We start from the raw sequence: 18,628 nt of genomic DNA on the forward strand, positions 1-18,628 counted from the left end.
GGGGTCCTACGGCCGCTCGCCCGCCTTGTCGACGACGGCGCGGCGCTGCACGGCGGTGTCGCTGATCACGGTCCCCTTCTTCAGTCCCCTGTAGTCCCGGGTGAGGGTCGACCGCTGCCCGAGAAGTTCGTACGTCTTCTTGTCGAAGGTCCACTCGAGGCGGACGGGCAGCTTGGTATCCGTGCGCGTGATCCCGACGCCGTGCCTCCCTCGGGCATCGACCGAGTCCTTGATCACCGTAACGCCGGGGATGCGGGCGACGGCCCGGTAGAGCGCGGCGCTCTGCGCCGGCGGCACGATCGAGCCGTTCAGCAGTCTTCCGGTCAGCTGCAGCACGGTCTGGTGCGTGTCGTACTCGTCGCCGAACCCCAACACCGGGATGTCGATCCAGGCGAATTGGAGGAGCCGAGGGGGCGTTTCGACCAAATAGTCGTACATCGCGTCCGGGTCGGCGGGCAGGGACCTCAGGAAGTCGTAGCTGATGAAGTCGGCGTAGATCTCCTGTCCCCGCGGCGCGGGGGGATTGCTCAACTCGCTGCCGTCCCTCCCGTCGCGCACCAGGGTCTTGCGGGTGCCGTCCACGGAGACCCAGCTCTCCTTGCGGTACAGGGGCACGGAGACCGCCTTCCCGTCCGGCCCGGTCTCGAAGAAGGTCTTCTCGATGTCGACATAGACGAACTGGTCGTCGCGGATCCTGCCGTACCCGTGCTGATGCTCCGCCGCCAGCGCGACGTCCTCCAACAGGGCGGCCGCCGACGTGATACGCGGTCCCGCGTCGGCGCCGCCGGACGACGGCAGCACGGTGAACGTGACGGCTGCGACGGTCGCCACGGCGGCCGCCGTGAGCGCGGGTCGCACCCACCGCTTCCGCGGTTTCGCGACGGCTTCGTCGGGGTGCCGGATCTCGGTCATCAAGTGCTCCTTGAGAAGTCGGTGACGGCCCGGCGGAAGGTCCTGTTCCGGCAGCTGGTTCATCGGTTCCCCTCCCTGATGGGCCCGACCGCCGAGGTGCGGTCGTCACCTCTCATCTGTCCGCGCACGGCGGGCTGTTCCCTGCGTTTCGCGAGCTTTGCCCGCGCCCGCGAGAGCCGTGATCGCACGGTGCCCACGGGCACCCCCAGCGCTTCGGCCGCCGCCTCGTATCCGAGGCCCGACCACACGCACAGCGCCAGCACCTCGCGTTCGGCGCGCCGCAGCCTCGTCAGCGCGGTGCGCACGGCGGCCAGTCGCACGGCGTCGTCCACCCGGTCCGCCACCTCGTCGGCGAAGTCCCGCACCGCTTCCTCGCGCGGCAGCCGCGCCACCGCGGCGGCGTGTCTTCGGGCCGCGCGGCGGAAGTTGCGGGTGACGTTGGTGGCGATGCCGAGCAGCCAGGGGCGCGGGGAGCCGCCGTCCTCGTCGAGCCTCTCGCGCAGCCGCCAGGCGTCCAGGAAGGTCAGCGAGACGACCTCCTCGGCGACCGTCCACTCCCCCGTGAGCCGGTAGGCGTGGTTGTAGACGGAGCGCGCGTAGGAGTCGAAGAGCTCACCGAAGGCCTCGTGGTCCCCCGCACGGATGCGTTTCCGCAGAGTGCTCGTACTGCTCGGAGTCGTATCCACACCCTTCTGTCTGTCCGTACGACAAAGGCCGGTTCCCGTGACTCAGGTCACGGGAACCGGCCTTCGGCGTGGACGGCTTACGCCTCAGACGCCCGCGTACGAGTGCTTTCCGGAGACGAAGATGTTGACGCCGTAGTAGTTGAACAGCCAGCAGCCGAACGCGATCAGGGCCAGGTAGGCGGCCTTGCGGCCCTTCCAGCCGGCCGTGGCGCGGGCGTGCAGGTAGCAGGCGTAGGCGACCCAGGTGATGAAGGCCCAGGTCTCCTTGGGGTCCCAGCCCCAGTAGCGGCCCCAGGCGTCGCCCGCCCAGATCGCGCCCGCGATGATCGTGAACGTCCACAGCGGGAAGACGGCCGCGTTGACGCGGTAGGCGAACTTGTCGAGCGAGGCCGAGGCGGGCAGCCGGTCCAGGACCGAGTTGGCGAACTTGCCGGGCTTGCCGCCGGTCGCCAGCTTGTTCTCGTAGGAGTCCTTGAACAGGTACAGGATCGTGGCGACCGCCCCGACGTAGAACACCGCGCCGCACAGGATCGCCGTCGAGACGTGGATGTACAGCCAGTACGAGTGCAGCGCGGGAACGAGCTGGTCGCTGGCGGTGTAGAGGACGGTGACGGCGATGCCGAGGTCGAGGAGGACCGTCGTGATCAGGAACAGGCCGAGCCAGCGCACGTTCTTCCGCAGCGCCAGCAGCGTGAGATAGACGCCGACGGCCACCGTGGAGAAGGTGATGTTGAACTCGTACATGTTGCCCCACGGCGCCCGCTCCACCGAGGCCGCGCGGGCGATCACGCCGCCCAGCTCCACCAGGAACGCGAGCACGGTGAGGGAGACGGCGATCCGGCCGTACATGTCGCCCTGCTCGTCGCCGCCGTGCGCGCCGGGCCCGTCGGGCACGTCGCGCGCACCGGCCGCGGAGCGCACCACGACCTGCGGCCGCTCCAGGACGGCTGTGCCGCCGTTCTTCTTGACGGTGACGGCCGGGCCCCCGGCCGCGGACGTGGCGGTGAGCGCGGCGGCGGTACGGCCGACCTTGCTGCGGCTGCCGAGGAGCCACTCGGCGATGTACGCGAAGAAGGCCAGGGTGTAGACGGCCATCGCGGAGTAGATCAGCGTGTTGCTGATGCTCGCGAGGTTTTCGTTGGTGGCGGCGGCGAGAGTCACTTCCCAGCCCCTTCGGCAGGTACGACTTCGGGTTCGGGGGATGCGGGGGATACGGACGATTCGGGGGTGTCGGGGTCCGGGGCCGCGGGAGTCTGGTCGTACAGGATCCCGGCGAGGTCGCCGAGTTCCTCGGGCACCTTGGCCGACTCGCTGCGGCCGAGCCCGCCCATCTCGACCACCGTCACCCCGTCGTCGCCCTTCACCGCGCGCACCCAGACCCGGCGGCGCTGGAGGAACAGGGAGCCGGCCAGGCCGAAGATCGCGGCGATGGCCCCGCCGAGCGCCCAGCCGCTCGCGGGCTGCTGGGTGATCTGGAAGTTCGCCCACTCCTTGGTGCCCTCGTAGGTCACCGAGCCGGCGCCGTTGGGGAGGGTCATGGTCTCGCCGGGCTTCAGGTTCTCCCGCAGCTGAGCGCCCTTGGAGTCCTTGAACTCCTTCATGTGCGCCTTGTCGAGCTGGTACACGCTCTGCGGGATGCCCGAGTTGACGCCGAGGTCGCCGTGGTACGGCGCCAGGTTCAGCACCGGGTTGCGCAGCGACGGGAACGTCGAGGCCGCCTCACTGCCCTTGGTGTACGTCGGCAGGAAGAAGGCCGAGATGCCCAGCTGCTCGTCGACGCCCTTGGCGTCCCGGTAGCCGTCGAGGACCTTGATCACACCGCTGGAGGTGATGTTGGAGTCGAGCGGCAGCAGCGGCACCGCGTCGCGGTAGACGACGTTGCCCTTGCCGTCGCGGACGGTGATGACGGGCGCGTAGCCGTGGGCGGTGAGGTAGATCTTCGAGTCGTCGATCTCCAGCGGGTGGTTGACCTTGACGACGGCCTTCTTGTCCTTGCCGTAGGCGCCCACGCTGTAGGTGATGGCGGACTGGAAGGTGCGCGCGGTGCCCGTGTTGGGACCCGAGGTCTCGTAGGTGCCGGTGAACTTGTCCAGGGTGAAGCTGAACGGGTTCAGGTCGTCGGTGCTGAAGAGGTTGCCGGACTTGAAGTCGTTGTACTGGGTGAGGGTGTTGGAGAAGCCGTCGCCCTCGACGACCAGCTTGTTCCCCTCGGACTTGTAGAGCTGGCCGCAGGCGAAGGCGACCAGCATCACGATCAGCGCGATGTGGAAGGAGAGGTTGCCCACCTCGCGGAGGTAGCCCTTCTCCCCGGCGACGGCGTCCCCGGCGAGGTGGGCGCGGAAGCGACGCTTCCTCAGCAGGGTGAGCGCGGCCTCGCGGACCTGTTCCGGCTCCGCGTCGGTGCGCCAGGTCGTGTACGCGGGCAGCCGGGTCAGCCGCTTCGGCGCACCCGGCGGGCGGCTGCGCAGCTGACCGACGAACTGCCAGGTGCGGGGCACGATGCAGCCGACGAGGGAGACGAACAGCAGGATGTAGATCGCGGAGAACCACACCGAGCTGTAGACGTGGAAGAGGCCGAGCCGGTCGTAGACCGGTGCGAGCGTCCCATGGGCCTGACGGAAGTCGGCGACCTTGGTCGCGTCGGTGCCGGACTGCGGGATCAGCGAACCGGGGATCGCGCCGAGGGCCAGCAGCAGGAGCAGCAGCAGCGCGACCCGCATGGAGGTGAGCTGCCGCCAGAACCAGCGGACCCAGCCGATGAGCCCCAGGGCGGGCCCACTGGCCAGCGTGTCCACGGGCGCGGTGGACAGCTGGGAGCCGGCGGCGCCGAGATCCTGCTCGTCCGTGGCGGCCGGGGTCTCGCCGGGGGCGGAGCCGACGGTGCTCTTGCTCATGAATCAGATCCCCACAGTGAAGCCGGCGGACCAGGACTGGATGTCCTGCACGAGGCGGTCCCACGCACCGGTCAGCAGCAGCAGGCCGGTCACGATCATCATCGTGCCGCCGATCCGCATCACCCAGGCGTAGTGGCGCTTGACCCAGCCGAAGGCGCCGAGCGCCTTGCGGAAGGCGACCGCGGCGAGCACGAAGGGCACACCGAGGCCGAGGCAGTAGGCGACGGTCAGTATGGCACCGCGGCCCGCGCTTCCCTGCTGGGAGGAGAGGGCGATCACGGAGGCGAGGGTCGGGCCGATGCACGGGGTCCAGCCGATGCCGAACAGCGCGCCGAGCAGCGGGGCGCCGGCCAGCCCGGCGACGGGCCTCTTGTGCAGGCGGAACTCCCGCTGGGTCATCCAGGGCATCAGCCCCATGAAGAAGACGCCCATGAGGATCATGAGCCCGCCCAGCACCTTGGACAGGACGTCCTGGTTGGCCTGGAGGTTCTCGCCGAAGTAGCCGAACAGGGCCCCGCTGGAGACGAACACGGCGGTGAAGCCGAGGACGAAGAGGGAGGCGCCGGCGACCATCCGCCCGCGACGGGCCTCGGCCAGGTCGGTGCCGGCGACTCCGGTGACGTAGGACAGATAGCCGGGGACGAGCGGCAGGACGCACGGCGAGAAGAAGGAGACGAGCCCGCCGAGCAGCGCGATCGGCAGCGCGGCCAGCAACGCGCCGTTGAGCACGGTGTCGTTGTAACCCGTCGTGGCGAGCGTGGTGACCGCGCTCACGTCACTTCTCCGCGAGGACGGGCGCGATCATCTTGCGCAGCCTGTCCTCGCTGAGCGCGGCCAGCGACCGGGCGGCGATCTTGCCCTCCCTGTCGATGACCAGCGTGGAGGGGATGGCCTGGAGGCTGAGCGTGCCCTTCTTGAAGCGCAGCAGCAGCTTGCCCTTCGGGTCGGACAGGCTGGGGTAGGTGATGCCCTGCTGCTTCTCGAAGGCGAGGGCGTTGTCGTTGCTGGTGTCGAGGGTGTTGATGCCGACGAACTGCACGCCCTGGCCCTTGAGGTCCGTGTAGACCTTCTGGAAGTTGGGCGCCTCGGCACGGCACGGGGCGCACCAGGAGCCCCACACGTTGAGGACGACGACCTTGCCCTTGTAGGCGGCGACGTCGAGCTGTTCTCCGGCGACGGTCTTGCCGGAGAGGTCGGGGGCCGCGGCGCGCGACCCCTTCTTCGCGGTGGAGATGCCGTCCTTGCCCATCACGAAGTTGGTGTCACCGCCTCCTCCGGCGGTGCCTCCGGAGGTGCAGGCGGAGAGCAGCAGTGCGGCGACGGCTCCGCCGGCGGCCGTGGTCAGGGCGGCACGGCGCGAGCGGTTCCGGCTGGTCGAGCACAGGGGGGCGCGGCTGGCGGCACTCATGTGAAAAGTTTCGCATGCCCGTTCCGGGGATCTTGCGCGCCCCCCTTGCGGGGAGAAAACGCCATTTCAGGCGGCGTTGGCGGCGGTACCCGTGGCGGACGCGGAGGGGGTGCTCGCGCCCAGGAAGGTCTTCCAGCCGCCGGCCGGCTGCTGCCCGACGTCGAGGGTGCGCAGCTTCTCGAGGACCTCCGGCTTCTGGACGTCGATCCAGTCGACGAACTGCCGGAAGGAGACCAGCCGTACGTCCGCGCCCTTCTCCTTCTCGCGCGCGATGTGCTTGAAGGCCTCCTCGACGGCGTCCATGTAGATGCCGCCGTTCCACTGCTCGAAGTGGTTGCCGACGAAGAAGGGCGCGCGGTTCGTCTCGAATGCCCGCTTGAATCCCTGTATGTACGCCTGCGAGGACTGCTGCCGCCAGCCCGGGTAGTTGTGGCTGGGCGCCTTGGTCGAGTTGACCGACTGGTTGGCGAGCATGTTGTAGTCCATCGAGAGGACCTCGAAACCGCGCCCGGGGAAAGGTACCTGCTGCAACGGCAGATCCCAGATCCCGTCCTTCTTCGTCGGCCACACCTGACGCCCGCCCGGCGAGGAGGCATCGTAGCGCCAGCCGAGGGCACGGGCGGTGGGCAGCAGGTTGTCCTGGCCGAGCAGACAGGGCGTCCGGCCGCCGACGAGTTCCTTGTCGTAGTCGAAGGGCAGCGCGGGCAGGTCGCTCCAGCCGGTGTTGGTCCGCCACTCCTTCACGAACGACTTCGCCTGGTCTATCTCGCTGCGCCACTGCTGGGGCGTCCAGTTGCCGACGGTCCCGTGCCCGGAGCAGAAGTGCCCGTTGAAGTGGGTGCCTATCTCGTGCCCCTCGAGCCAGGCCCGGCGGACGCCGTCGAGCGTCATCCTGACGTGCTCGTCGGTGAGGTAGCCGATGTCGGAGGCGCCGCGCGGGTTGTTCGGCGGGTCGTAGAGCCGCTTCTTCGACTCGGGCAGCAGGTACAGCCCGGAGAGGAAGAAGGTCATGCCCGCGCCGTGTTCCTTGGCGAGGTCCAGGAAGCGCGTGAAGAGTCCGTTGCCGACCTCGCCGGCCCCGTCCCAGGAGAAGACGACGAACTGCGGCGGCTCCTCGCCGGGCTGGAGCGGCACGGGCTTGGCCGGCTGGTGGGGCTGCTTGCCGGTGAAGGAGGTGGAGCCGTCGCCGAGGGGGCGGGCGGTGACCTTCGGAGCGGCGCTGCCGGAGGGCTTGCCGGAGCCGCTGGAACCGCCGGGGGTGCTGGGCCCGTCCGAGTTCGTGAGGCTGCCGCACCCCACGAGCCCGGCAGCGGCGGCGGCCCCGGCGCCGAGTCCGAGTGCTCCCCTTCGGGTGATGGCGCGCATGGCAACCCCGTTCGTCACATTTTCCGATGGTCACCCATTCAGAGGACGTGACGAACGAGGAGGTTCCGCCGATAGTTCCGGATTCCGTAACAGAGGGGCTTATTCCAGCCACGGAATCCGGTGCCGGGAGATCCGGGCCGTGAGATCCGGGCCGTGAGATCCGGTGGGCGGACTCCACGGCCGAAGCCGGCCGAGCGGTGGGCCTACGCCCCGAAGGCCTTGCCCTTCCCCTGCACCGGCTTGGCGCCGGCCCGGAGATGGGCGGGCACCAGGTCGATGGCGGGTTCGCTGTAGCCGACGGACACGATCCTGTCGCCCTGGTACGTGAAGCTCGTCAGCGAGGCGAGCGTGCACTGCCGCTTGCGCGGGTCGTGCCACAGCCGCCGCCGCTCGACGTAGGACCGCACGATCCAGATCGGCAGCTGATGACTGACCAGCACCGCCTCGTGCCCGCGCGCCGCGTCCTTCGCCGCGTCCAGCGCGCCCATCATCCGGACCACCTGGTCGACGTACGGCTCGCCCCAGGACGGCTTGAACGGGTTGACGAGGTGCTTCCAGTTCTCGGGCCGGCGCAGCGCCCCGTCCCCCACGCCGAAGGTCTTGCCCTGGAAGACGTTCTCCGCCTCCAGCAGCCGCGGGTCGGTGGCCAGGTCCAGCCCGTGCACCTTGGCGATCGGCGTCGCCGTCTCCTGCGCCCGCTCCAGCGGGGAGGCGACGACGTGGGTGACGTCACGGGAGGCGAGGTGCTCGGCGACCCGGTCGGCCATCTGCCGGCCCAGCTCGGACAGGTGGTAGCCGTCGAGACGGCCGTAGAGGACCCCGTCGGGGTTGTCGACCTCACCGTGCCGCATGAGGTGGACGACGGTGAGGTCCTTGTGGCCCGAGGTGTTCTGGAGGGCGTCCTCGAGGGCGTCCTCGAAGGCCTGGTCGGGCGCGTTCTCGGGGGCGTTTTCCGGGGTGGTCATGCCGCTGTGGCCTCCGCAGCCGCTCGGGCCGCCGCCGGGAGGGCGCCGGCGATTCTCTGGACGGCCTGGTCGTCGTGGGCCGTGGACACGAACCAGGACTCGAAGGACGACGGCGGCAGGTAGACGCCGTTCGCCAGCAGCGAGTGGAAGAAGGCGGTGAAGCGGAACGACTCCTGCGCCTTGGCGTCCTCGTAGTCGCGGACCGGCCGGTCCGTGAAGAAGACGGAGAACATGTTGGAGGCGCTCTGGAGCGTGTGCGCGACCCCCTCCTTGGTCAGCGCCTCCGACACCAGGGACTGGATCCGGGTGGAGACGTCGTCGATCCTGGCGTAGGCAGCGTCGTCGAGGAGCCGGAGCTGGGCGAGCCCGGCCGCGGTCGCCACCGGGTTCCCGGAGAGGGTGCCGGCCTGGTAGACGGGCCCGGCGGGGGCGAGGTGCGCCATGACGTCCGCCCGCCCGCCGAAGGCCGCCGCGGGGAAGCCGCCGCCCATGACCTTCCCGAAGGTCATCAGGTCGGGCCGCACGCCGTCGATCCCGTACCAACCGGCCCGGCTGGTCCGGAACCCGGTCATGACCTCGTCGGAGATGAAGAGCGCGCCGTTGTTCTGGCAGGCGTCCTTGAGTCCCTGGTTGAAGCCGGGGAGCGGCGGCACGACCCCCATGTTGCCCGGCGAGGCCTCGGTGATCAGACAGGCGATCTCGCCGGGGTGCCGGTGGAAGGCCTCCTGCACGGCCTCGAGGTCGTTGTACGGCAGGACGATGGTGTCGCCGGCCTGGGCGCCGGTGACGCCGGGGGTGTCGGGGAGCGCGAAGGTCGCGACCCCGGAGCCGGCCGCCGCGAGGAGCGAGTCGACGTGCCCGTGGTAGCAGCCGGCGAACTTGATCACCTTGGTGCGCCGGGTGAACCCGCGGGCCAGCCGGATGGCCGACATGGTGGCCTCGGTGCCGCTGGAGACGAGCCGCACCTCCTGGAGGGGCTCGATGCGGGCGACCATCTCCTCGGCGAGCGCGACCTCGCCCTCACCGGGCGTGCCGAAGGAGGTACCGCGCGAGACGGCCTCCCGCACGGCGGCGATCACCTCGGGGTGCGAATGCCCGAGGATCATGGGCCCCCAGGAACAGACGAGGTCGACGTACTCCCGGCCGTCGGCGTCCGTCAGATACGGGCCGGTGCCGGACACCATGAACCGGGGCGTGCCGCCCACGGCACGGAACGCGCGCACCGGCGAGTTCACACCCCCCGGTGTGACGGCGGACGCACGGTCGAACAGCGCCTGCGATACAGGCGCATCGTATGAATAGGGCAGTTCGCTCATGACCTGCGACTTCTCCGACCTTCTCCGACTTGCTGGACTCCGGTTGTCAGTGACCTCCCAGGGTAGGCCAGCGGCGGCCGGGGCCGGCGGGGCCGTCATCCGCTCCACCATCTGCGAAACTGAGTCGGAACGGCCCTGCTGGACGTAGCTCACACAGACCGTGTGTCCAGTGGCTGCGAAGATCCTGCGGACAGGTGTTTCAACGCACGTTTCGGCGGGCGGCCGTGGGGGAGGTCACTGACACGATGATCGGGTTGCGCGGCGGGGGCCACGCGTCCTAGAAAAGCAGTCGGGTGGAGATATGCATCGCGGTGGCGGACTGGGCGAGGGGACTGACGACCTGGGTCCTCGACGTGCCCGGCGGGGGAAGCACCGGCGCGACGCGGAGGAAGCCAACGACGCACGTCAGACACAGGCACAAGGTGTACCGAGTGAGCCCGAGCGGAGCGACCGGATCGGTCAGATCGACCGAATCGACCAGATCGAGCGGTTCGAGCAGATCGACCGGCGGGTCGACCAGCGGATCGATCCCCTCCGGGCGGGGAGCAGGAATGGTGGTCGGGTGGGGGTGACGTACAAGTACTTCGGCGCGCCCGACGGCGCGACCGCGGCCCGCGTCCCGATCTCGATGCGCCCCGAGGAGCTCGGCGGCGACGAGCTCGGCATGAACGGCATGTTCACCAAGATCAAGCCGGAGACGATGGCCGCGATGGTGCTGACCGGCATCGAAGGCGTCCCGCTCAGCAAGGTGCCCCCGCTGGAACTGGTCGTCCTCCATCCCGACTACGCCGTGGTGAAGCTCCCCATGACGGTCGTGGACCCGCTGCGGGACATAGGCGAGGAAGCGGTGGGCGCGGCGGCCTTCATCTGGTCGACGGTCCCGGACCGGGGCGGCCCCCGGGACGCGTTCAACGTGTACCAGCTGCTGCACGAGTGGCAGGACTTCTCGCACCGCCTGCACGAGGCGGGGCATCAGCCGTACTGCCTGGTCTGGCCGTGAGCCGACGTCTCACCGATGGCGGGCGAGGTCCTCGGACCTCGCCCTTTTCCGTGGGCGCGGCACGCTGACTCCGTCGGGTGCCGAGGGGGACATCGCCGACGCGGCGAACGGCCGCCACCCGGTCGTCGGTGGGCCGGAAGGCGAAGACGTCGACGCCTCGCCGTAGGGCCGGCGGATCGGACACGGGTCGAAGTGGATCAGGCCGGGCCGGACGGGAACTCCCGTCGTGGGCCCGGTCGTTCGGGTTCACGGAACGTGTCGACCGCCGCGGGGACGGGGCTGGTCCTCGAGCGGCCCCGCATGGTGAATGATGATCCGACAGTCACTCACGGCGGTTCATCCGGTGGTGGGACGCGAGTCCAGGACGGAGCCAGGCAGCATGACCTCTCCCCTCAGCGGCAGCAGTGACGCCGGTAGCGGCGGCACCGGCAGCCCCTTCTTGAAGATAGACACGAGCAAGCCCCACCCGGCCCGGATGTACGACTACTTCCTCGGCGGCAAGGACAACTACGAGGTCGACCGGGATGCCGCCGAGCAGTTCATCAAGGCGGCGCCGGAGGTGCGGGAGGGGGTCCGCGCCAACCGGCACTTCATGCACCGCGCCGTCCGGCACGTCGTCGCGGAGGGCGGCGTCCGGCAGATCCTCGACATCGGCACGGGCCTGCCCACCGAGCCCAACGTGCACCAGATCGCGCACTCCATAGCCCCCGGGACCCGGGTCGCGTACGTCGACAACGACCCGATCGTCAGCACCCACTCGATGGCCCTCATGGCCGACGCGGACGACCCGGAGGCCGACGCCCACACCTCGGTCGTCCTGGCCGACCTGCGGGATCCCCGCGCCGTCCTCGACCACCCCGACGTCCGCAAGATCATCGACTTCGACGAGCCGGTGGCGCTGCTGCTGGTGGCCGTCGTGCACTTCCTCGCCGACGCGGACGACCCGGACGCCGTCGTCGCGACACTGCGCGACGCGCTGCCCGCCGGCTCCTACCTCGTCCTGTCGCACGCCACGGGCGACGTCCACGAGGACCGGCGCGAGGACGCGGCCTCCGTCTACAACAAGGCCAGCGCCTCCCTGAACCTGCGCCCCCACGCCCGGGTCCTGGACCTCTTCGGCGACTTCACCCTCCTCGATCCGGGCCTGGTCCCGGTCCCGGACTGGCGCCCCGAGGAGCCCCCGAAGCACGGCACCCCACCGATCGGCATCTACGGCGGAGTGGCCCGCAAGAACGGCTGAACGGCCGCTCAGCGCAGGGGGGTCGTCTCCAGCAGGGTGCGGGCCAGGTGGTGGGCGGGGCTCGCGGTCCCCTCCGCCACCCGGCGGAAGGTGTCCTGGGCGGGGCGAGCCGGCCAGTCCGGGGGCAGATGGCGGGCCGGGAGCCGGGGGTCCGTGCGGATCGTCCAGAGCCATTCGCTGACCAGCCGCAGACGGGTGCCGATCGGGTCCTCGCCCGGGCCCGCGTTCAGGTGGGCGGTCCAGCGCTTGTCGAAGGAGACATAGCGGGCGGCGATGCTCTCCAGGTCCCAGGTGTCCCGGATCATGAGACCGATGTCGATGGCCTCGTCGGCCGAGGCGTGGAAGATCTTGACGTGGGCGGTCAGACCGAGTTCGGCGACGACGGCGGCGACGTCGACCTTCCCCGGCGCGATCCACAGCCCGCTGTACAGCGCGCCGAACCCGGACCAGGCGAGCCGTGAGCGCAGGTCGTGGCGCTCGCGCTGGCGGGACTCGGGGAGCGAGAAACCGAGCAGCGTCCAGTCGCCGTCCCAGTCGTCGTTGACCGCGCCCTCGCGCCAGATGCGGGTGCGGCCGTCCCACAGGACGCGCGTCGCCTGCTCGGTGAGGCCGAAGTACATCTTGCGGCCCTCGCGCTGCCGCCGCAGCAGGCCCCGGCCGACCATGCGGGTCAGCGTGGACCGTACGGCCTGTTCACCGACGCCGACCCGGCCGAGGACGTCGATGATGCTGCCCGAGTAGACGCACAGGTCGCCCTCCTCCAGCACGTGGTTGCCGAAGAAGGCGAGCATGAGCGACTGCGGGCGCAGCTGCGGGGCGCCGCCGTCCGAGGCGTCCGGCAGGTCGTCCGGCAGGTCGTCCGGCAGGCCGTGCGGTGTGTCGTGCGGCATGGTGTCCGGGATGTCGTCGTCCTCCACGGGGGAAAGGGTACGACCGCCCGCCGGCGGGTGCGGTGCGGGCGGCGGGCGGTCGTACGGGATCACCGCAGGTCGGCCGGGTGGGCGAGGTCGTACGGGCGCAGATAGGGAGTGGGGCGGTAGGGGACGTAACGGGTCGGGGTCGTCGGATCGGCCGCCGTGGCACGGGCGTTGAGGGCGGCCGGGTCGGTGCCCCGCCAGTGGCCGGTGGTGAGGCGGTCCTCCAGGGTGTGCAGGGCGGCGAGCTGTTCGGCCGGGCTGAAGGTGCAGTGGCCCGCGTTGTCGACGTACGCCTGCCGCAGCAGCGCCGAGGACCCGGCGGCCGTCACGGCCCGGCGCAGGGCGCTCTCGGTCTGGACCGGGACGAGGGCGTCACCGACGGTGTGGACGGAGAGCTGCGGCTTGGTGAGCTCACCGGTGAAGGAGCTGGTGGCGCTCATCCATGCCACCGCGCCCGGGTCGGCGGCGATGCGCGGCGCGCGGTTCAGGGCGGCCAGGTCGGCCGTCAGGGACAGTCCGGCCTTCCGGTACAGCTCGGTGACCTCCTTGCGGACGGAGGAGCGGCCGAGCAGCCTGGCGTAGTCGACGCCGGTGTTCCAGGACATGTTGCCGCCGGCCCGGGTCTCGGCCTCCTGCCGCCGGTTGAAGGCGGCGATCTTCAGCAGCCCCTTGACGGCGTCGTACTGGTTGGCCTGCTGCGCGTCCCAGTCGGTCGCGGCGGGCCGGGGCTGCGTCGGCTGGTTCCAGACCGGGATGTTGTGCAGGGCGGCGGCGAGGGCGATCCGGGCCCGGCCGGCGGCCGTCGTCTGCGCCGAGTCGACCGCGGCCGTCAGGGTGTTCGCCGCGTCGGTGGCGGCCGTCTGGTCCGCGAGGTCCACCAACGGGACGTCGGAGCCGGGCGCGAGGAGGGTCTTGACGGCGAAGGCGGGGTCGAGGGTGTTGTTCCAGTTGGCGACACCGCCCTGGACCAGGCCGCACAGGGCGACGGAGCCGTCGATGCGGTCCGGATGGCGTTCGGCGATGGCCGTGGTGACGAGCCCGCCGTACGACCGTCCCCAGGCGATCGTCCGGCCGGCCGCGCCGAAGCGGTCGGTGAAGGCGGCGAGGGCGGCGAGCTGGTCGGGGACCGCGTCCGTCACCGCCCAGCCCGTGGTGGCGTACGAGGAGCCGACGAGCGCGTAGCCCTTCTGGAGGAGGAGGGTCTTCGTGGCTTCGTCCGGGGCGTCCTGCGCGGGGTTGGCGGGACCGGAGGAGTAACCGTGGCTGAAGAGCAGCACGGTTCCGTTCCAGGCGGCGGGCACGTCCATCAGGTACGTGGCGCCGGAGGGGAGCCGGCCCTCGACATGGCTCGTGTCCGCCGCGGCAGCCGCCGTCGAGGCCGGGAGGGCGGTGACGGCGAGCAGGACGGCAGCCGCCCAGGCGGTGCGCGTACGGGCGTGGGAATGGGAGCGGGTGTGGGGGTGGCGGGGCGTCATGCGGAGATCTCCTGCGTGTGGGGGGCGTCGGAGCGTGCGGCGGGATCCGCGGTGTCGGCGAGGGACGTCCGACTGCTCTCGCGGACGAAGAGGACGGCCACGGCGGTGACGGCGGCGCCGCCGCAGAGCATCAGGGAGACGGGGGTGCTGCTGTCGCTTCCCGCCACCAGGCTGCCGGCGATCATCGGGGAGAAGCCGGCGCCGATCAGGGTGGCGCCCTGGTAGCCGAGGGAGGCGCCGGTGTAGCGGACCCGGGTGCCGAACATCTCGGTGAGCAGGGCGCCCAGCGGGCCGTACATCGTGGACTGGGCGATGCCGTGGCCGAGGACGACCGCGAGGATCAGCAGTCCGGGCGACCCGGAGTCGACCAGCGCGAGGACGGGGAAGGCCAGCGCCGCCGAGGCGAGCGCCCCGGCGAGGACGACCGGACGGCGGCCGACCCGGTCGGAGAGCGCGGAGGCGCAGGGCAGCACGACGAGGGCGACGGCGGCGGACACCGTGAGCGCGGTGAGCACCTGCGGTCGGGCGTAGCCGATGCCGGTGGCGTACGCGATCAGATAGCTGGTGAGCAGCGACTGGGCGGTGAAGGCGCCGATGCCGACGCAGCAGGCCAGCAGGACCGGGCGCGGTCGCCGCAGCACGTCGAGGATGGGCAGCCGCGACTCGGCGCGGTCCTTCTTCACCTCGGCGAAGAGCGGGCTCTCGACGACCTTGAGGCGGACGAAGAACCCGACGCCGAGCAGCACCACGCTCAGCAGGAACGGCACCCGCCAGCCCCAGGCCGCGAACTCGTCGTCAGGGAGGGTGACGACGAGCGCGACGACGGCGGTGGAGAGCAGGGAGCCGAGCGGGGCCCCCATCTGCGTGAAGCTGGACCACAGTCCGCGACGCCGCTCGCCCGCGTGCTCGACGACCATGAGCGTGGCGCCGCCCCACTCACCGCCGATGGCGATGCCCTGCACGACCCGCAGGGTGATCAGCAGCACCGGCGCCCACACGCCGATCGTGTCGTACGTGGGCAGCAGCCCGACGAGGAAACTCGCGCCGCCCATCAGGCCCATGGTGAGCAGCAGCATCGACTTGCGGCCGAGCCGGTCGCCGAAGTGCCCGAAGAGGACGCCGCCGAGCGGGCGGGCGACATAGCCGGCGGCGAAGGTGCCGAACGCGGCGATGGTGCCGACGGCGGGATCGGCGCCGGGGAAGAACAGCTCGCCGAAGACAAGGGCGGCGACGGTTCCGTAGACGAGGAAGTCGTAGAACTCCACGGCGGTGCCGAGCAGCCCGGAGGCGGCGACGAGGCGCAGCTGCCGGGTTCGTTCGGCGGCGGCGGTGACCGTGGACGGTGATGGTGACGGTGATGCGAGCGGGGACGGGGGCATCGCGGTCTCCCTTGACCGGGGGAAGGAGGAGCTGACCGTGAAGTTAGGCCTTCAAGTGACCGCCGTCAATAAAGTGCACAACATCGACCCATGGCGCGGGCCACCGGCTCCAGCGGAGCACGGTGACCCGGGCCGGGTCGTCCCAGGGGCCGCAGGGGCCTTACGGGTCGTAGGACGTGGGCGCCGGTACGGGTCAGGCCGCGAGGGTCGCGGGTTCGCCCGCCGGCTCCTCCTCCAGCAGGTCGGCCAGGGTCGCCCGAGCCCGCGCCACGCGCGAACGCACGGTGCCCACCGGACAGCCGCTCGCCTCAGCCGCCTCCACGTAGGGCAGGCCGGCGAGCTGGGTGAGGACGAACGCCTCCCGCCGCTCGACCGGCAGCGAGGCCAGCAGGTCCAGCAGGACGACGCCGTCGTCGAAGCCCGGCAGATCACGCGGCTGGGCGCGCTCGGCGGCGAGTTGCCAGTCCGGTACGTCGGACAGCCGGGGCCGGGTGGCGGCGTACCGATAGCTGTCGATCACCGCCCTGCGGGCGATGGACAGCAGCCAGGAACGCGCCGAGGAGCGGCCCTCGAACCGGTGCAGGCTTCCGAGGGCACGCAGAAAGGTGTCCTGGGCGAGGTCGTCGACCGCCTGGGGATCGGCGCACAGATGGGAGACGTAGCGCAGGACGTCGCGATGCAGAGCGCGTACGAAGCGCTCGACCGCGTCCGCGTCACCGGCCCGGGCGGCGAGCGCCCATGCGGTGATCGACTCGTCGAGTGCGGTGTGTGCTGTCGGCGCGGCGTGTGCGATCGGGGCGGCCTGTGCTGTCGGCGCGGCCTGAGCTGTCGGCGCGGCGTGAGATGCCTGGGGCGCCTTGGGGGCAGACGTGATCACCTGGTGTCCTTCTCGGATCATCCACGAGGGCATGAGGGAGAAACGGCCCCACACCCGTCTGCGCGGGCGTACGGCCGTGGCCCGGAGCGCACAGGGGCAGCTCCGGGTCCGCCTGCTGCCGGCCGGTCGTCAGACGGCGGCAGCGGTCCCCAGGGGCGGACCCCGAGTGGTGATCGCGTGAGTGAGAAGGAGCAGCCGGGGCGCTCGCGCCGAGCCACGGCGACGGAACCGGACGCGCGGCCGGTCCGGGGTGACGGGCAGGGCGAGCAGCAGCCGCAGCGGCGCGGCCAGCCGTCCGGCCACCGCCCGCAGGATCCGGAACGCGGCCTTCTCGCCGTACGCCAGCCACAGCCCGCACAACAGCGCGGCGAGCAGGTGGGCGGCGAGCATCCCGAACGAGGAGGAGCCGCCCTCGCCTGTGGCCTCCCCCATATGACTCACGTGACTCATGTGGCCCGTGTGGCCCGTGTGGCTCATATGACCGACATGGCTCACGTGATCCATGTCCATGCCCATGTCCACGCCCATGTCCATGGAGTCCATGCGCATCGAGCCCATGCCCGGGGCGCCCGCGGACGCCGCGGCACCGGGCTCCGGCCCGGCCAGCGAGAACGCCGAGTGCAGGGCCGTCTGGCCGGCGACCACGACCGTCACGATCAGCGGCAGCCCGCGCTCCCGGCCCGCCAGACACCAGCCCGCGACCCCGGTGACGGCCACGCCCGCGGCCAGCGCCCACGCGGGCACCTCGGCCCCGGACATCAGCACGTGGCCCAGGGCGGCGAGCAGCACGCAGACAGCCGCGAACAGCGCGGCCCGTAGCGTGCGAGTGCACCGCCCAGCAGTCATGGCGCCTCATCCTCGCATCCGGACACCGCCCGTCCCACGGAGGTACGGAATGCACCCCGGTCCGGAACTCAATCCGCCGTATATGACCTGCCTCACCCCGCCGACCACGGCGCGGCGTTCGCCCGAAGGGTCCAGTCCACCGCGCAGGAGGCGCCCACTCCGCCGACCCTGGGGACGGGGCGTGTCCGTCGTGCCCTGTCCATCGAGCAGCGGAGGTGCCGGTGAGCGGTTGCGCCGAACGCGTGCGGATCGCGGTCATCGGGGACTGCCCCGTCTTCCGGCACGGCATCTCGAACCTGATCGGCTCCGCTCCCGACCTCCACCTGGTCGCGGCCGCGCCGTCGATCGAGAGCGCGGACGGCAGCCTGCGCGGCGCGCGGGTCGTCCTGATGGACCTCCAGCAGCCCGCCCCGAGACTCACCGCGGCCGTGACGAGGCTGCACAGGCGAGGACATGCCGTCCTGGTCGTGTCGTCCTCGCCGCAGATCGACGCCGTCCAGGTGATCCGGGCGGGAGCCAGCGGCTATCTGAGCCGGCAGGCGGAGGCTCACGAAGTACTGACGGCGATCCGGACCGTGGGCTCGGGACGCAGCTATGTCTCCGCACCCGCCAGCCGTCTGCTGGGCCTGTCCCCCCGCTTCACGGACCGGGAGCAGGAAATCCTGCGCCTGCTCGCGAATGGTTCGACGGACCACGAAATCGCCGTCGAATTGGGCATCAGCAAACACACCGTCCATTCGCACCTCGACCGAATCGGCGAGAAAACCGGCTCCCGACGCCGTCCCGATCTGACCCGGATCGCCATGGAAAACGGCCTCACCTACCCGGAATGAGCCCCCGATGTGGGTAGTTCTACCCCGCCGACCATGGGTAATGATGACCCTTGACCCGCAGACGGTAAAAGCGAGACCTTGACAGAGGATCACTCACCCACGCCGTAATCAGCTGGGAGAAGCTCATGCGCAATCGTCTGGCAATTCTCACTGTCGCAGCACTACTGCCCCTGTCAGGGGTGGCGGCGTCGGTCGCCGTCGCAGGTCAGGCGCAAGCCGTCACCATCGGGCCTGTCACGGTCACCGGAACTGTTGAAGACTGCAACGACGGATCTTCCCCCGACTCTGTGACGATCAAGGCGGGCACCGAATCGAAGACGGATAATTCACTCGCCGGCAACAGCAATTCGTATTCCGTCACGTTCAAGAAGATCGCCAAGAATGCCACGGTGACAGCGAAGGCGACCGTGACCTGCGAGAGCGAGGAGACGTACAAGCAGAACTTCCCCCTCAAGGGCTCGCCCTCCACAGACCCGGTGAAGCGCAAGCAGAATCTCGAGCCGTAACCGCTTCCG

General features: G+C 70.6%; 18 protein-coding genes. 4 read left to right on the top strand and 14 right to left on the bottom strand.

What is annotated here, in order from left to right:
* Window positions 1–6: 6 nt before the first annotated feature.
* From ACIRPU_RS31710 to hemL, 9 genes are all read right to left on the bottom strand, one after another.
* On the bottom strand, window positions 7–975 hold the full coding sequence (locus ACIRPU_RS31710; RefSeq protein ID WP_403873392.1) for a CU044_5270 family protein: 969 nt from the start codon (window positions 973–975) through the stop codon (window positions 7–9).
* Window positions 972–1,568, bottom strand: a complete 597-nt coding sequence (locus ACIRPU_RS31715; protein ID WP_403873556.1) for an RNA polymerase sigma factor — start codon at window positions 1,566–1,568, stop codon at window positions 972–974. Before ACIRPU_RS31715 ends, ACIRPU_RS31710 begins: the two co-directional genes overlap by 4 nt.
* 114 nt (window positions 1,569–1,682) lie before the next feature.
* The gene (gene ccsB, locus ACIRPU_RS31720) at window positions 1,683–2,759 is read right to left on the bottom strand and encodes a c-type cytochrome biogenesis protein CcsB (RefSeq protein ID WP_403873395.1); all 1,077 of its coding nucleotides are present in this window, start codon (window positions 2,757–2,759) and stop codon (window positions 1,683–1,685) included.
* Complete coding sequence (locus tag ACIRPU_RS31725; protein ID WP_403873399.1) at window positions 2,756–4,492, bottom strand: cytochrome c biogenesis protein ResB; 1,737 nt, start codon at window positions 4,490–4,492, stop codon at window positions 2,756–2,758. The genes ccsB and ACIRPU_RS31725 overlap by 4 nt, the downstream gene beginning before the upstream one ends.
* A 3-nt stretch (window positions 4,493–4,495) precedes the next feature.
* Window positions 4,496–5,266 carry a cytochrome c biogenesis protein CcdA gene (locus ACIRPU_RS31730; protein WP_355704816.1) on the bottom strand — a complete coding sequence of 257 codons (771 nt, stop codon included), beginning with the start codon at window positions 5,264–5,266 and terminating at the stop codon, window positions 4,496–4,498.
* 1 nt (window position 5,267) lies between these two features.
* Window positions 5,268–5,900: a TlpA family protein disulfide reductase gene (locus ACIRPU_RS31735; protein WP_385553837.1), complete on the bottom strand. Its 633-nt coding sequence runs from the start codon at window positions 5,898–5,900 to the stop codon at window positions 5,268–5,270.
* A 66-nt stretch (window positions 5,901–5,966) separates the two neighbouring features.
* Complete coding sequence (locus ACIRPU_RS31740) at window positions 5,967–7,265, bottom strand: hypothetical protein (RefSeq protein WP_403873559.1); 1,299 nt, start codon at window positions 7,263–7,265, stop codon at window positions 5,967–5,969.
* A 203-nt stretch (window positions 7,266–7,468) separates the two neighbouring features.
* Window positions 7,469–8,116 carry a histidine phosphatase family protein gene (locus tag ACIRPU_RS31745; RefSeq protein WP_403873562.1) on the bottom strand — a complete coding sequence of 216 codons (648 nt, stop codon included), beginning with the start codon at window positions 8,114–8,116 and terminating at the stop codon, window positions 7,469–7,471.
* A gap of 110 nt (window positions 8,117–8,226) precedes the next feature.
* The gene (gene hemL, locus ACIRPU_RS31750) at window positions 8,227–9,546 is read right to left on the bottom strand and encodes a glutamate-1-semialdehyde 2,1-aminomutase (protein ID WP_403873404.1); all 1,320 of its coding nucleotides are present in this window, start codon (window positions 9,544–9,546) and stop codon (window positions 8,227–8,229) included.
* Window positions 9,547–10,108: 562 nt separating this feature from the next.
* Here hemL and ACIRPU_RS31755 point away from each other — a divergent pair.
* Entirely contained in the window at window positions 10,109–10,546 is a 438-nt protein-coding gene (locus tag ACIRPU_RS31755) for a hypothetical protein (RefSeq protein ID WP_020130078.1), read from the top strand.
* Window positions 10,547–10,925: 379 nt separating this feature from the next.
* The gene (locus tag ACIRPU_RS31760) at window positions 10,926–11,786 is read left to right on the top strand and encodes an SAM-dependent methyltransferase (protein WP_355704813.1); all 861 of its coding nucleotides are present in this window, start codon (window positions 10,926–10,928) and stop codon (window positions 11,784–11,786) included.
* 8 nt (window positions 11,787–11,794) lie between these two features.
* On the opposite strand, the gene ACIRPU_RS31765 is transcribed toward ACIRPU_RS31760, so the two are convergent.
* The 5 genes from ACIRPU_RS31765 to ACIRPU_RS31785 all read right to left on the bottom strand — a co-directional run bounded on the left by ACIRPU_RS31765 (window position 11,795) and on the right by ACIRPU_RS31785 (window position 17,280).
* Window positions 11,795–12,703: a PaaX family transcriptional regulator C-terminal domain-containing protein gene (locus ACIRPU_RS31765; protein ID WP_403873408.1), complete on the bottom strand. Its 909-nt coding sequence runs from the start codon at window positions 12,701–12,703 to the stop codon at window positions 11,795–11,797.
* A 62-nt stretch (window positions 12,704–12,765) separates the two neighbouring features.
* Window positions 12,766–14,178, bottom strand: a complete 1,413-nt coding sequence (locus ACIRPU_RS31770; RefSeq protein ID WP_403873412.1) for an alpha/beta hydrolase family protein — start codon at window positions 14,176–14,178, stop codon at window positions 12,766–12,768.
* Window positions 14,175–15,557: an MFS transporter gene (locus ACIRPU_RS31775; protein WP_403873415.1), complete on the bottom strand. Its 1,383-nt coding sequence runs from the start codon at window positions 15,555–15,557 to the stop codon at window positions 14,175–14,177. The genes ACIRPU_RS31770 and ACIRPU_RS31775 overlap by 4 nt, the downstream gene beginning before the upstream one ends.
* Before the next feature lie 193 nt (window positions 15,558–15,750).
* Window positions 15,751–16,434 (bottom strand): sigma-70 family RNA polymerase sigma factor, encoded by a 684-nt coding sequence (locus ACIRPU_RS31780; protein WP_403873418.1) that lies wholly within the window; start codon window positions 16,432–16,434, stop codon window positions 15,751–15,753.
* Window positions 16,435–16,563: 129 nt separating this feature from the next.
* Window positions 16,564–17,280, bottom strand: a complete 717-nt coding sequence (locus tag ACIRPU_RS31785) for a hypothetical protein (RefSeq protein WP_403873421.1) — start codon at window positions 17,278–17,280, stop codon at window positions 16,564–16,566.
* 221 nt (window positions 17,281–17,501) lie between these two features.
* Here ACIRPU_RS31785 and ACIRPU_RS31790 point away from each other — a divergent pair, with 221 nt between their 5' ends.
* Together ACIRPU_RS31790 and ACIRPU_RS31795 are read left to right on the top strand one after the other, a co-directional pair.
* On the top strand, window positions 17,502–18,113 hold the full coding sequence (locus tag ACIRPU_RS31790; RefSeq protein WP_403873424.1) for a response regulator transcription factor: 612 nt from the start codon (window positions 17,502–17,504) through the stop codon (window positions 18,111–18,113).
* Window positions 18,114–18,238: 125 nt separating this feature from the next.
* Window positions 18,239–18,619, top strand: coding sequence for a hypothetical protein (locus tag ACIRPU_RS31795; protein WP_403873427.1), 381 nt, complete (start codon window positions 18,239–18,241; stop codon window positions 18,617–18,619).
* The last annotated feature ends 9 nt before the right edge of the window (window positions 18,620–18,628 follow it).

It is taken from the genome of Streptomyces sp. NPDC102259, assembly GCF_044766465.1.
In the GTDB taxonomy this organism is placed as follows: domain Bacteria; phylum Actinomycetota; class Actinomycetes; order Streptomycetales; family Streptomycetaceae; genus Streptomyces.